Genomic DNA, 14089 nt, shown 5'->3' with positions numbered 1-14089 from the left:
GCTGCGGTCGTCACTGCATGACGACCGAGCGGCTCTCGGTCTCGTGCGAGAAGCCGATCCCGCACAGCACCGTGGACTTGCCGAGTTCGCACGTGCCGCTGTCGCGCAGCCGGTCCCCGCCCGCCCGGGGCGCCTCGCGGTCGCAGCGGAGGGCGAGCACGAGTCGGCCCGCCTCCAGCCGTCCGCGTACGGTGATCTGGGCCCGTACGCTTCCCGCGTCCGTCTCCTGGGTGACCTCCCTGCCGCGCAGTGGAATGGTCTGGCGGCTGCCGGAGCGCAGGTCGGTCACGATCAGCACCCCGGTCAGCCGGGGGTTACGGCGCTTGTAGGAGCGCCACGCGGCCGCCGAGCCGAGCAGGGCCACGAGAAAGACCAGCGGGTAGAGCCAGCCGGGGGCCCGGCCGGGGACCGTGCCCACCAGGTCGACGTCGGTGACGGTGGGCCCGCCGGTGGCGAACGTCGGGTATCCGAGGGAGCCGCGGACGGCCGGGGTCCAGGGCGAGGAGACATCGGCCCGGATCTCCACCCCGGTACGGAAGTCCCGGGCGCCGGGAATCAGGCTGAACTCGGGGTCCTGGTCCCAGGCCAGCTTCAGTTCGACCGTGCGGCTCTGGCCGGGCATCAGTTTCACCGGCCCGTTCGGCCCGGTGATGCGCACCTTCGGACCGCCGGGCTTGGAGGCGGCCTTCAGATTCACGCTGAGCGGTACGTTCTTGGTGCGGGAGGCCAGGGTGACCCGCAGGGTGCTGGAGCGTGTGCCGGTCCGGGCACCCGCGGCCAGGGTGACCTTGCCGGGGCCCGGCGTGCGTACTCCCTCGCCGGCGACGGAGACGGTCACTCCCTTTCCCTGGTCGGTGCGGAGCAGGCTGGCGGCCTTCTCCGCCCGCACCTGCTCCTTGGCGTCGCCGAGCTGCGAGCCCAGTGCGGTGGGATCGACGGGCAGGATGCGCGGGACACCGAACGCCCCGCCGAGGACCTCGGCGACCCGGGTGCCCTCGGCGAGCGGTACTCCGTAACCGACGATCTTCCGGTTGGTGCCCATCGCGGTGTAGCGATCCTTGAGCCGCTTCCACGCGGGTGTTTCCTGGCTCGCGTAGGGGCTGCCCGGTGCGTTGACGGCGCCGTCGGTGAGCAGAAGCACCGCCCCGACCGGAGCCGTGCTGCCGTTGAGCTGGTCGGCCGCGGCCTCCAGGGCGGCGCCGTGGTCGCTCGCCGACTCGCCTGCGGTGGGCGGGAGTTCGTTGCTGAAAAGACCCCCGGTCCGGTTCGCGGGAGACATGCGGTGGACGATGCTGGTGGCCCGCCCGAAGGTGACGACGGACACCTGATCGGCGGGGGTGAGTGTCTTCAGGAAGTCGGCCAGACGCTTCTTGACGGTGGTGTAGAGCGGGACGCCGTCGGGGCCGCGGTCCTGCATCGAACTGGATGTGTCGACGAGCACGACGTAGGCCGCCGGGACGTCGTCGACCTTCAGCGACCGGTAGATGCCGTCGCGTGGGAGTGGCGTGTCGGCGGCCGCGGCGGGCGCCGCGCCGGAGGCGGCCAGTGCCGTGGCGAGGGTGAGCAGCAGGGCGCGGCGCGCCGGTGCCGGGACGGTGTGCATGAGGGGTCCCCCTGTGTGGTGCGTGGACGGGCCTCGGCCCCGGGCGTGACGCCGGGGCGGGAAGGCCGGTCGGGGCGATTGCCGGGAGCGGGTCCGGGACGGGTGCCGGGACCAGGCCCGGGGCGGTACGGAAGGCGGGTCTGGGGCGGGTAGGGGAGCGGATCCGGAAACGGAGACCGGGACCATGTCCGAGGGGTGCGTGGAGCGTGTCCGGAACGAAGGCCGGGCAGGGACGGAGTCGGGCGCGGGAAGTTCGACCAGGGCGAAGGGCGAAGGGCGAAGGGCGGCGGGCGAAGGGCGAAGGGCGGGCGCCGGGGCGGGTTCAGCGGCGGCCTTCGGAGGTCGCGGCGTCGAGTTTGCGGAGCCGGGCGATCTCGTCGTCCGCCCGCGACTGTCTGTGCCGTAGTTCCTGGATCTGGCGGCCCAGGTCGCCCCGCTGCCTGTCGAGCGCTTTCAGGGAGTGGTCGCAGTAGAGCCGCCAGATCCTGCGGTCCGGACCTCCTCGGGCGAACGCCATCTCCAGCTGCTCGCTTTCCTCCGCGGCTCGCCCTTCCCCTGCGTAGGACCGCCAGGTCGCGTGGTAGGCCTGGAGGATCGAGAAGACCCGGGCACCTCCGTTCGTCGTGTCCGCCCAGGGCTGCAGCGCCCGGCAGAGCTCGTCGTTGCCCGCTCCGGCCTGGCGGGCCGCGTACAGCTGGGCGGCCAGCTCTCGGCAGTCATCCGGGCTGCCGCCGACCCGCCGGGTGGTGCGGTGGACGCCGCGGAGCACGAGGGCAGGCGCCAGCTGCGGCAGCTGGTTCGCGATCCGGTTCAGCCACTGTTCGTCCCGCTCCGTCTCTTTCCAGAGCGGCTCCGCGGCCAGAAGCTGCAAGGCCTCCGTGACGAACAGGACGTGCGGGCCGCGCCGTTCCAGCAGACGCGTCGTCAGCTCCCGGCCGGCCTCGTCGGGCCCTTCGCCGTTCTCCGGGTTGACCGTGAGGACTCCCTCCAGCAGCTGCTGGACGACCAGGGCCGCGTGGTTCCGCACGGGTGTGCTCTCGAGCTCCGAGTGCAGGGTCGAGAGGTAGCCGTCGAGGCGTGTCGAGAGCCCCGCGGAGCCCCGCTGGACGGGCGCCGCGGTCAGGCCGAACAGGGCCAGGGGCGGCAGGTCCGTCAGCGCGCAGAGCACGTCCCAGCGGGCCGCGGTCTCCGGCCGCAGACCGGTCGGCAGGTGCTCCAGCACGTGGTTGAGCAGAACGTTGGGTGGCTCTTCGAACGGATCGGACGAGGTCGTCCGGTACGAGCAGGCGACGAGCCCGTGGAAGAAGCCGTTGAGGAGAACGGAGTCGGCGTACCCGCAGGCGGCCGCGGCACCGAGCAGCCGGACGGCCGCTTCGGGGTGGGCGTCGACCCATTTCTTCAGGGGTCCGGCAGTGCCGCTTCCGGAGTCCAGCAGTGCGTACAGCACCGGCAGTTCCGCGCTGCCGGGGACCTTGGGCCCAGAGCCGTCGCCGAGCCACTCCAGCCAGGCCATGACGTCCGCGGCCGGGTCGGGGCGCTTGCACAGGACCCTGACGAGCCGGCCGGCCAGTCCGGGGGTGCGCAGCAGAAGGGACTGGGTGAAGGCCATGGTGCCGACGGCGAACGGTTCGACGGTGGGCAGCAGTTGTTCGACGACCGGGTCCGGGGAGCCCGATCCGGACCCCCGTACCTCGTCGATCACGAGCGCCAGTACCTGGTCCAGGGGCTCCAGGTCCTCCTCGGAGCCGGAGGTGGCGTCGCGCACGCTCTGGAACCTGGCCCGGGCGCTGTCCGGCCGGCCGTGCAGCAGATCGTCCACGATCTGGGCGCGGAAGGCCTCGGAGACCTCGGGGTGCTTCAGGTGAAGTGCGAGTGAGGCCATGTCGGTGGAAGGTCCTGCCAGTTTCCGTTCGGAGAGAAGGGTGACGGACCGGGGGTCGGCCGCCGGGTGGCGCAGGGCCGCGTCGATCCGTTCGGCTCCCACCTCGCGCCCTTCGCGGACCTCCTGTGCGACGGCGAGCGCGGGGTCGAGACCGGCGAGCACCCGCAGGGCGTCCGTGTGGGCGCTCCCGCTGGTGATGTCCAACGGTTCGCGGGCACCCTCCAGATGCCTCACCACGGCTTCTCCGCCGTGCGCCGACCAGGCCGCAATGAGCAGATCGTGGTACGAGCGGGCCTCGGGGGACAGTCCACCGAGGCCCGGAAGTCCCCCGCCCCAGGCCAGGACGGCCAGACCCGGTTCCTCGTCGGCGACCCCCCAGTACAGCCGCATGCGTACCTCGGAGCCCGAGGAGGTCCCGGTGGCTGCGGACAAGGTGCTGCGCATGCCGAGGGGCAGCATGGCGGCGACGCAGTCGAGGACCGTCAGCAGTTGGAGCGGGTCGTAGTGCCGGGCCCCGGTGACGACCACGGTGCCGTCCAGCAGGTACGCCGCCGCGGCCGCGAGCCAGCGGCTGGCCTCGGTCATCGAGGAGGTGATGACGCTGCCCAGCTGGGTGAGAAGCCCGCCTTCCGCCACGGACAGTTCGGCCGGTGCGGTGCCGGCCGTCGCCAGCTGCGGTACGGCGTCGAGCGCGGCCCTGGCCAGTGCGCACCACCCGAGAGCGTGCGCGCCGACATGGGCGGCGGGTACGGCGAAGTGGTTGATCCGGCAGATCGGGCGGTTGGTCCGGTCGACGGCTTCCGTGCCTTCGAGGACGAAGACGCCCACCGTGTCGGTGCCGTCCGCAGCGGTACACGGCCCGATGGTGATCCAGGGCAGCTGGTCCCGTCGCGCCGGGGTGCCGGGCGACCAGTGGTGGATGGCGGTGTTGAAGTCGGCGCTCAGGTCGGGTGGGTACGCGGCCAGTACCTTGTAGCCGCTGTTGGTGTGCGGCTCTTTGCCCCACAGGGCCCAGTCGGCCGTCAGCCCCGGTGCCATGGCGGGTCTCCTTTCGTGCGGTGGTCGGATGCCGGATCAGGACTGCTGCGGGCCGACGCCCCGCAGGAAGAGGAAGGGCTCGAGAATGTTGACGGGCTGGGGCGACGCGACGAAGCGGACGTCGTCCTCGACGGGGTTCACCAGAGACGGGTTCTCGAAATCGAAGCCGCGCTCGGGGTCGACCCAGAAGCCCACGGCGGAACACACGAAGTACCCGACGCGTTCGGGGGCGAAGAACAGCTCGATCTGCTGCTTGATCTCGCGCAGGCTGCCGTGCGGAAAGGCCTGGCAGAGCCCGTCGAACAGGCGCTTGGCGTCCATCACTTCCGGCTGTCCGGTGCGCGGGTTCAGCCGGACGTTGCCCTGTTCGCAGGCGAAGCGGAACACCCGGTCGTCGTCGAACTTCGCCAGACAGACGGCGATGCTGTGCGGCAACTGGTTGCCCTGGCGCTCGCCGCGCATGTTGACCTCGGTGGCCACCCCGGCGAGGACATCGGTGAAGAAGTCCGCGTTCTGCCGGGCGTCGTCGCCGACCGGTCCGTCGTCACCGTTGACCTGCCATTCGCGGACGGGGTCCACGACATAGACCATCGCGCGGGACGTCCCCAGGTCCTTGATGAGCTTGCCGCCCAGGGCCGCACCGGTCTCCGAGTGCAGATCGAACGCCTCGCCGGGCAGATCCCGGAGCGTGACCTTGAACTCCATGACATCGCGGGCGGCGGTGGAGCCGCGCCACCAGCGCTTGCGGCCTCCACGGGAGAACCGGGTCCCGGCGAGATCCCCGGCCAGTGTGAAGCGGACCGGGCGCTGCTCGGTCAGCGTGGCCATGGGGAACGTACGGTCGCGGTAGAGGACGTGGGCCAGGTCGCTGAGGAACTTCTGCGACGCGTGGTCCTCCGGCCACATGCTCCACTTTCCGTACAGAGGATCCTGCACGGCTCGCGAAAGCGCGGCCAGCAGCGTGGACTTCCCGCTGCCCATCCCGCCCCACAGGGTGATCGTCGACTCGGGTGCGGACGCGGCCCCTTCGGGCTCCTGACGGGCCTCGTCCTGCCGCGCGGTCTTCTCCGCGGCGGCAGCGGCTCCCCGGGCGGGCTTCTCGGCCTTGTCGAGTTCGACGAGCTTCTCGGCGAAGGCCCGGGGCGAGGCCGCGGCCCGCCGCCCCGGATCCGCCGAAGGCGCCCCGGGTGCCCTTGTCTTGTCCTCGCGCGGGGCCACCGGCGGAGATACGGGCGCGGCGGGTACGGCGCCGTTCCGGTGCGGGGGCGCGGCGGTCGCGGACGGCACCGGCGCCGGTGGCAGGGCGGCCCGGCCGCCGACCAGTGTGGCCGGGTCCCAGACGTCGAACGGGCCCTCCACGGCCTTGTCGTCCTTCATCCGGTCCTGCTTGTCGTTCTTCCCTCGCTCGGGGCGCTTTTCGTCATCGGTCATGATGGGGTCCCCCTGTGTCGGCAGCGGCGATCGTCCGCCGCGGTTCCTGCCTGATCGCGGTCGCGCGCCCGGCGCGCGGCCTCGTCACGTATTCCTCAGCCGGCCGCTGCGTGCAGCCACTCCCCGTCACCGTCGGGAACGACGAGCCGGATCGGCACGCCGTCCTCGGGAAGGCAGAGCGCCGGTGCTGCCACGGCGGCGGCGATGCGCCGGGGATCGTGGCCCGCGGTGAAGCGGCCTTCGGCACCGAACAGGTCCCAGGCCCGGTCCGCCCATCGGGCGAGATGGGGCTCACCCTCCAGGTGGTCCATCCACGCCGGCTCGTCGACGACCGCCACACAAGCGACACCGTCGTGGTGGCGCACCGCTTCCAGGGCGGCCTCCCACTCCAGCCGGTCGGGGCAGATACGTACGGGGGCGCTGCGGCGCAGTACCTGGGGTGGCCGGCTGCGCGGGTGCGGGGGCCTCGAGCCGACCACCAGGAGCACCCGGTGGCTGTCCGGCCGCCACAGATGGCGCCAGCCGGTGAGTTCGTGGGGCACATGCTCGAGACCGGTGGCGAAGTCGTGTCGCAGTGTGCTGTGGTGCCAGCCCGACAGGGCCTGTTCGGCGACCTGCGCGGTCGACATGCCCACCCGGTGCACGATGGGGTCGCTGTCGTACGGCCGGTCGAGCGGTGCGTGGTCCCGGTAGCCGATGAGGCCCACCCGGAGTGTGTCGCCGCTGCCGACGGCTTCCCGTACGGCCGTCACCACGGCCGCCGCCTCCTGCAGGCGCTCCTCGACCGCCGTACCGCCGCCGGCCTGCGGACCGGCGATCTCCAGGGCGAGCACCAGATCGACAGGGCGGGGCCGCGAGAGCCGCCGCGGCGTGCCGTGCGCCAGGGAGGTCCAGGGCGAGGTCTCCGGCTCGTGGTGGCCGTCGTACCGGAGTTCCACCCGGCCTGGTCCGCGTAGCCGGTAGCGCAGTGTGGCCCGGGAGCCCGGCGGGAGTTCGAGCCGGTCGAGCCGGACCGGGCGCCACCGTGACGGCGGCTCGTCCCGTCCGGCGGAGACGACCGCGGCGACGCTTTCGCCGGTGGTGGCCCCGTCGGGCGGCGCCGTGACCGGGACCTGGACCGCGGGGCAGGTGTCGTGGGGGTCCCCCGTGCGGCTGCCGGCCGGGAACAGCGCCCGGCGGACCAGCCCGACCGTTCCCGACGCGCCGTCAACCCGGGCGCCGGTCAGCCAGACCGTGCGGCGCAGCGGCAGTCCGGTGGTCAAGTCGTCCGGCGTCCTCGGCCAGTGGGCGGGCAGGCGCAGCCGCAGCAGCGGGGCGACTTCCTCCTGCAACGTCTCGGCCGCCCGCTCGACGGGCCGCCAGCCCGCCGCCCTGACGACGACCACAAGGGGGCCGAAGTGGTGTGGTGTCTCCCGTACGAAGGAGCGCAGCGCCCGCCTCAGCGGTGCCGCGACATCCGCAGGGACGCTGCCCGCACCGCCCGCGAGGAGGAACAGCCTCGGGAGCCGCTCGGCGGGAAGGGCCGAGGCGGCGGGGGCGAGATCGCACCATGCGGCGTCGGCCAGTGGCTGTGCGTCGGGGCCGGCGACGGCGCCGTCGTAGGTGACGCGGCTCAGGCGCAGCCGCTCGCAGCCGATCTCCAGGAGGTCCAGGGCGGGGAGCCGCCCCCCGGCCAGGGAGGTCAGGACCCATCCCAGACCCGCTCGGGTGGTACGGGCGCTCTCCCCGGCGAGGACCTCGTGCCAGGCGCGACTCCATGCCTGCGGGCCGGGGGCCGGGTCCCTGTCCGCGACGAGGTGCGCCACCTTGTGGTGGTCGGGCCTCGCGGGTGCGGGCCCCGTTGCCGCTCCGGCGTGTGCGCCGCGTGCCCGTACGGCGGGCCCCCCGTAAAGCACATCCGCTGCGCGGAGCGCGGCACGGAGATCGCCGTCACGGCTGCGTCCCCCGATATTCGGCTGCACTGTTCCCCACCCCCGATGCGATCGCCGGTGCGCACACGGCGCTGCCGACCATCGATGTTGAACGTGATTCAGGCATGGATGTGCCCAGGTGAAGGTGCACAGATGACTGATCACCGGAACCCGGAGTCCCCACTCCGGTTGACGATTCACATTAATCGCCTCGCCGAGGGGATTGCAGCCTTTTTCGCAGGCTTTCTTCAAAAGTCGACCGGCGAGTTCTGCGACCGTTCCGGCAACCCGAAGAGAGTGACCGAGAAAGACCGGAGGAGATCAATTCCCCTTTCTTATTCTGAAATCACTGCGCCCATCACTGGCGGAAAATGACAGAAGTTGACGCCGCATGGCCGGGGGAGGGTCTGGTGCGACACGGTCAGGGACGCGTTCCAGCCCGTACGGCGTGCCTGGGTCGGGCGAGGAGCGGGCGTTTGGGCAGCCCGCCGGTCCATGGCACCAGCGAGGACGTACCGGTTCACTCGCGGCGAGGACGCGTCGGGGCGGGCAGAGAACCTCCCGGTCCTTCCAACCGGTTGAGGAGCACGGACGGGAGCACGGAGGGGAGCACGGACGGGAAGTCGGGCTGGACGCGGGTGTTCGAGTCGCTCATCCGGACCGAGATCCGGTGGACGACATGGTGAGGTCCACAGCCAACTACGTTGCGGAGCCTCCGTGTTCGTTCACGGGGTCAGCACACGATGGGTGCAGCGTGTCCACGCAGTGCGGTCCGGCGCATGGAAGGCTCCCAGAGTTCGAACAACCGTACTTCGCGTCCCGGACACGCCGTTGAGGGCACGGGGACGCCCGTCCAGGGAAAGGACACCCCCCACACCATGTCCACCCACCGCCTGCACCGCCGCAAACCCTGGCACATAGCCGCCGTCGCCGTGGCCGCCGCGGGTGTCGCCGCGCCCACTGCCGCGATCGCCACCGAGGCTTCCTCCACGCCCGTCCATGCCCGCCCGATCACCGCGGTGGGGGCGTATGACGACACCTACTACAAGGACGCACTGGGCAAGACCGGCCCGGAACTCAAGAAGGCGCTCCACACCATCGTCAGCGAGCAGACCAAACTCTCCTACGACGACGTCTGGGACGCCCTGAAGGCCACCGACGAAGACCCCGGCAACCCGGCGAACGTCATCCTCCTCTACACCGGCCGTTCACAGAGCAAGGACAGCAACGGCACCGGAGACGACGACTGGAACCGCGAGCACGTGTGGGCGAAGTCCCACGGCGACTTCGGCACGGACACCGGACCGGGCACGGACGTCCACCACCTGCGCCCGGCGGACGTCTCGGTGAACAGCATCCGTGGCAACAAGGACTTCGACGCCGGCGGCGACGAGGTCGCGGAAGCGCCGGGGAACCACACCGACAGCGACTCCTTCGAGCCCCGCGACGCGGTCAAGGGCGATGTCGCACGCATGATCTTCTATATGGCCGTCCGTTATGACGGCGAGGACGGTTTCGCGGACCTCGAACCCAACGACAAGGTCGACAACGGCTCCGCTCCACACATCGGCCGTCTGTCGGTCCTGAAGGAATGGAGCCGGCAGGACCCGCCGGACGCCTTCGAGCAGAAGCGCAACCAGATCATCTACGACAAGTTCCAGCACAACCGGAACCCGTTCATCGACCACCCTGAATGGGTCAACGAGGTCTGGAAGTAGAACAACGCGTCGATCTGACCAGCCCTCCTCCGAGGGTGGTGCACGCTGCAGCGCCGCGCCACCCTCGGAGGCTGCGTCACGTTGCCCGGCCACGCGCTGCGGCGGGTCAGGTTCAGGGACCTTTCACCAGCCGGATCGCGCATCGCGAAGGGGAGCGCTGCGCGGGGCTCGCCCTGCTCGCCGCGTCGTTGGTGGCCGTCGTGTCCGCCGCCGTGGCTGGATGGCCTATGCGGGCAGGTTCAGCTGCCAGGAGACGCCGAAGCGGTCGTTGACCCAGCCGAACTTCTGGCTGAAGCCGTAGGACCCCAGCGCCATCAGCTCCGAGCCCCGCTCGGCGAGGGCCGCGTACAGGCGGTCGATCTCGGCTTCGCTCTCGCACTGCACGTAGAGCGAGATCGCTGGAGTGAAACCGAAGTCGTGCTGAATGGGGCTGTCGATGCACATGAATCGCTGACCGGCGAGCGAGAAGGTGGCGTGCTGCACGGTGCCCTCCTTGCCGGGGGCGTCGGCCCCGTAGCGGGTGATGTCGACGATGTCGGCGTCGTCGAACAGCGAGGTGTAGAAATTCACCGCTGCCTCGGCGCTGCCCTCGAACATCAGGAACGTGGTGATCTTCTGCGGTGTCGCGGTCGCCATCCCGGCTCGCTCCTTGGGGTTGTTTGGTGGGTCCCATCGTGGCGTAGCGACAGCGCGGCCCATCGCAGGCTGCGCGTGCCTTTCGGAAAGCCCGAGGCAGGCTGCCGACGTGCTGCGGGGGATGGGCCCGGAAGGTGGACGGTGACGGCCTTCGGCGTGTGAGTTCGCGCCGACGGCGCAGCGCCCCGCAACCCCCGAGCACACCGGCGACTCCGGCCGGCAGACCTGCGGCGCGGGTACGCGGGCGAGCCCGGCTCGGCGACCGCCGCCCTCCCCGGCTGCGGTTCCAAGCGTTCAGCAGGCCGAAGTGCCCTGATGGAAGTACATCAGTTCACGCGACGCACTGAGTGACGGTTGGCTGCCGGACCGGGCCCCGGGAAGTTGCCCGGAACCCGCCGACCCTCCGCTCCGCCCTCACTGCTCTGCTCGACAACTGCACCGCTGACGCCGCTGACGCCGAACCGCGCGGCCAGGAAGAGGAACACCGTGCGCGGCGACTCCTTGAGCGCCTGGCGCCGGTTGTCGCGCCGGGCCACAGCGGCCCTTGTCGAGTGGCTGCGGATGGTCCAAGAAGAGACGCACCCCGGTGGCCGAAGCAGCGTCGAGCGCGATGCTCAGGCGGCGTTGCCGCCGTCGGACTTGTCGCCGGCGCCGCCGTAGCGGCGTTCGAACTGGGCGATACGGCCCTCCGAGTCCACCGTCCGTGCCTTGCCCGTGTAGAAGGGGTGGCTCTCCGAGGAGATCTCCACATCCACGACCGGGTAGGTCTCGCCGTCGTCCCACTCGATCACCTGGTCGCTCGTTGCGGTGGAACGAGTGAGGAAGGCGTAGCCTGCCGCGCGGTCGCGGAACACCACAGGGTGGTAGTCCGGGTGCGTGTCCTGCTGCATGAGCGCTCCTTCAAGGGTGCAGGACAGCCATCCAGCAGGCCTGCAGAGCTTTCACCATTCGGATCCAGCACTTCGGATCTGGTCGGACCGGGAGGACATCGCCCCGGCGGCAAACGCGCGCACATGCCCTGACCGGCCACGGCCTGCGAAACCGAGCGGACCGCGGGCGCCCATGCCGATGCGCCTCACTTCAGCTTTCCACCCCATTCCGGGCCCCCGCAACAGCGCCACCGTGCACGCCGACGAGCGTGGACCGGCGCCCGCAACCTCTTCCCGTGTATGACAGCGTTCTGCAGCCGCCACGACCACGACCGGCGCCGTTCGGCGTTCCTTCGACCCCGCCTGGACCTGCGCGGGCCCGAATCGCACCGTTGACGACTCGGTGCAGCGTTGAGGGCTTCTGGGCACGCCGCTTGACTCTCAAGCCGCGGGCGGCGTTCGTCGCTGGAATACCGTGTCGCCATGGTGCGCGCCGGTAGCCCCCAGGACGACGGACCGGACCGGCCTGCGGCTGCGGGCCGGCACCTGGCGCCGCTCCTCGCGGTCTGCGCGGGCTACTTCATGGTCATCCTGGACGTGACCGCCATCAACGTCGCCGTTCCGGTGGTGGGACGGGAGATGTCGGCCTCGCTCACCGGGATCCAGTGGATCACGGACGGTTACACCCTGATCTTCGCAGGCCTTCTGCTCACCGGCGGTGCGCTGGGGGATCGGCTGGGCAACCGCCGGATCTTCTGCACCGGGGCGGTGGTGTTCACCGTCGCCTCGGCCGGCTGCGGACTGGCCGAGAACACCGGGACCCTGGTCGCCGCCAGGCTGGTCGAAGGAGTCGGCGCAGCACTGATCGTGCCCGGCTCCCTCGCCCTCCTCCAACAGGCGTATCCCTCGCCTGCCGAGCGCTCCCGGGCCTTCGGCCTGTGGGGCTCCATGGCCGGCGTCGCTGCCGCCGCCGGACCCCTTCTGGGCGGCCTCCTGGTCACCACCGTGGGCTGGCGCTGGGTGTTCTTCATCAACCTGCCCGTCGGATGTGCCTGTCTGCTGCTGACGCTGCGCCATGTGCCCGCTTCCGCCCGGCGCACGGACCGGCCTGTGGACTGGCCGGCCCAGTGTGCGCTCGTCGCGATGGTGGCGCTGCTCATCGCCGTCCTCAACGAGGCCGGACGACGTGGCTGGGCGGACCCACTGATCCTTGCAGGGGCCGGCCTGTGCCTGCTGGCAGCCGCGGCGTTCGTCCTGCGTGAGCGCGCGGCGCGCACCCCCGTGCTGCCCCTGCGGCTTCTGCGCTCCCGCCCGATGGGCGGGGGAGCGGCCATCGGCCTGCTGTTCAACTTCGCCTTCTACGGCATGATCTTCACCGCCAGCCTGTACTTCCAGCACCATCGCGGGCTGACCGCGCTGCGCACCGGGATCGCCCTCTTCCCGGCGGTGGCCATGACCATGTTCGCCTCCGTCCTGTCCGGGCGACTGGCTCGCCGCACCGGGCACCGCCCACTTGTGGTCACCGGCATGCTCCTTGGAGCGGCAGGGCTGGCCGGCTGGGCCGCGGCCGGACCGGACCCGGACTATCTCCTGCTCGTGGCGCCGATGATGGCGGCGGGATTCGGCACGTCCTTCGCCCTGACCGGATCAACCACCACCGTGATGTCGGCCGCCCCGGACACGTACTCCGGCACCGCCTCCGCCCTGTTCAACACCACCCGCCAGATCGGCAGCGCCGCAGGCGTCGCGCTGGGAGGCTCGCTACTGGCCGCCACAGCCAGCTTCACCACCGGGCTGCGGACCAGCATGGCCGTCGGCGCGGCGGCGTACCTGACGGCCGCCGCCCTCGCGCTCTTCTGCATCCCGCCGAAGGCACCCCGCCACGGCGCGGACTGAGGCCTGCGGTACCCCACCAGGGCGACCGACTTCAGGCCGACGTTCCCGCGACGGACGTACCCGCACTGGTCCTCCACGCAACGGCCGACAAGTGTCTCCCCAACGACCCCACTGCCTGCCCGTCAGCGGCCGTTTGCGTCCGCGGCCGCTGCTGGGCCGGTCGGCGGCGCCGCCGGCGCAGGTTCACTCCCCGTCCGGCTGCCCGCCGACCTCATACGTTCGGCCAGGACGAACGTGACGCTGATGAGCAATGCCCAGGCGCCGAACTTGGTGAGCGCCACAGGCTGCCATCCCGAGAGCTGGTCGGGGTAGCTCCAGGCGCCGACATAGGTGGCGGCGTTCTCCGCGACCCACAGGAAGAAGCCGATCAGGACGAAGGAGACGGCCAGCGGCATCCGGTAGCGGCGCCGGCCCACGGTGAACCCGACCCGAACCCCCGCGGTGACGCCCACCATCGCGGCAGCCAGTGGCCAGCGCAGGTCGGGCAGGAAGTGATGGGTGAAGAAGTTGACGTAAACGGCCCCTGCGACCACTGCGGTGGCTGTGGCGCGGTAACCGGTGAAGCGCAGCTCGAACAGGTGCCATGCCCGGCACACATAGCTCGCGACCGCCGCGTACATGAATCCGCCGTACAGAGGCACTCCGGCGATCTTCGTCACCGCGTCCTCCGGATAGCTCCACGATCCCATGCGCACCTTGACCAGTTCGAACAGCAGCCCCACGACATGGCACAAGGCGATCACCATCGTGTCCCGCCCGCTTTCCCACCCCGTTCGGCGAGCCACGACGGTGAGCAGCAGGCCGTACACGAGCACGAGGTCGTACCGGGCGATCGGCGAATCCGGCAGCAGGCGGGACACAGCGATACCGCCGAGGAGCGCCACCGCGAACGCGCAGCACCGCATCTGCAGTATCGCGAACCTGACCAGCTGACTCATGGCGCCTACGACCTCGCCTACGACCTCGCCTACGACCTTGTGCATGCCTGGTAGGACGCGGCGCGGCCGCCGGCGGTTTTCCGACGGTGCCGAGGGCCGGTCCCGATCCGCGTCAGAGCCCGCCGGACACCGCAGCTGCTGGTCCGCCTTGGGCAGGCCGTCGGCCTC

At 71.0% G+C, this 14089-nt stretch carries 9 protein-coding genes; 2 read left to right on the top strand and 7 right to left on the bottom strand.

Annotation, left to right across the window (positions count from 1 at the left end; translation table 11 throughout):
* Positions 1-10: 10 nt before the first annotated feature.
* From ACFU5O_RS30760 to ACFU5O_RS30745, 4 genes are all read right to left on the bottom strand, one after another.
* Positions 11-1603 carry a VWA domain-containing protein gene (locus ACFU5O_RS30760; protein ID WP_384245444.1) on the bottom strand — a complete coding sequence of 531 codons (1593 nt, stop codon included), beginning with the start codon at positions 1601-1603 and terminating at the stop codon, positions 11-13.
* A gap of 322 nt (positions 1604-1925) precedes the next feature.
* On the bottom strand, positions 1926-4523 hold the full coding sequence (locus ACFU5O_RS30755) for a hypothetical protein (RefSeq protein ID WP_384245443.1): 2598 nt from the start codon (positions 4521-4523) through the stop codon (positions 1926-1928).
* 36 nt (positions 4524-4559) lie between these two features.
* Entirely contained in the window at positions 4560-5954 is a 1395-nt protein-coding gene (locus ACFU5O_RS30750; protein WP_384245442.1) for a hypothetical protein, read from the bottom strand.
* 95 nt (positions 5955-6049) lie between these two features.
* Entirely contained in the window at positions 6050-7759 is a 1710-nt protein-coding gene (locus tag ACFU5O_RS30745; RefSeq protein WP_384245441.1) for a hypothetical protein, read from the bottom strand.
* Between the two features lie 983 nt (positions 7760-8742).
* On the opposite strand from ACFU5O_RS30745, the gene ACFU5O_RS30740 reads away from it, so the two are divergent.
* Positions 8743-9582 (top strand): endonuclease I family protein, encoded by an 840-nt coding sequence (locus ACFU5O_RS30740; protein ID WP_384245439.1) that lies wholly within the window; start codon positions 8743-8745, stop codon positions 9580-9582.
* A 225-nt stretch (positions 9583-9807) separates the two neighbouring features.
* On the opposite strand, the gene ACFU5O_RS30735 is transcribed toward ACFU5O_RS30740, so the two are convergent.
* Positions 9808-10218, bottom strand: a complete 411-nt coding sequence (locus ACFU5O_RS30735) for a VOC family protein (protein ID WP_384245438.1) — start codon at positions 10216-10218, stop codon at positions 9808-9810.
* Between the two features lie 614 nt (positions 10219-10832).
* Positions 10833-11108, bottom strand: a complete 276-nt coding sequence (locus tag ACFU5O_RS30730; RefSeq protein WP_384245437.1) for a type B 50S ribosomal protein L31 — start codon at positions 11106-11108, stop codon at positions 10833-10835.
* A 561-nt stretch (positions 11109-11669) separates the two neighbouring features.
* On the opposite strand from ACFU5O_RS30730, the gene ACFU5O_RS30725 reads away from it, so the two are divergent.
* Positions 11670-12983, top strand: coding sequence for an MFS transporter (locus ACFU5O_RS30725; RefSeq protein ID WP_384245486.1), 1314 nt, complete (start codon positions 11670-11672; stop codon positions 12981-12983).
* A gap of 122 nt (positions 12984-13105) precedes the next feature.
* On the opposite strand, the gene ACFU5O_RS30720 is transcribed toward ACFU5O_RS30725, so the two are convergent.
* Complete coding sequence (locus tag ACFU5O_RS30720; protein ID WP_384245435.1) at positions 13106-13966, bottom strand: DUF817 domain-containing protein; 861 nt, start codon at positions 13964-13966, stop codon at positions 13106-13108.
* Between the last annotated feature and the right edge of the window lie 123 nt (positions 13967-14089).

This window comes from Streptomyces sp. NPDC057445 (assembly GCF_042802855.1).
Taxonomy (GTDB): Bacteria; Actinomycetota; Actinomycetes; order Streptomycetales; family Streptomycetaceae; genus Streptomyces.
Note: the sequence above shows the minus strand (reverse complement) of the source record. Positions and strands in the feature narration are given on the sequence as shown.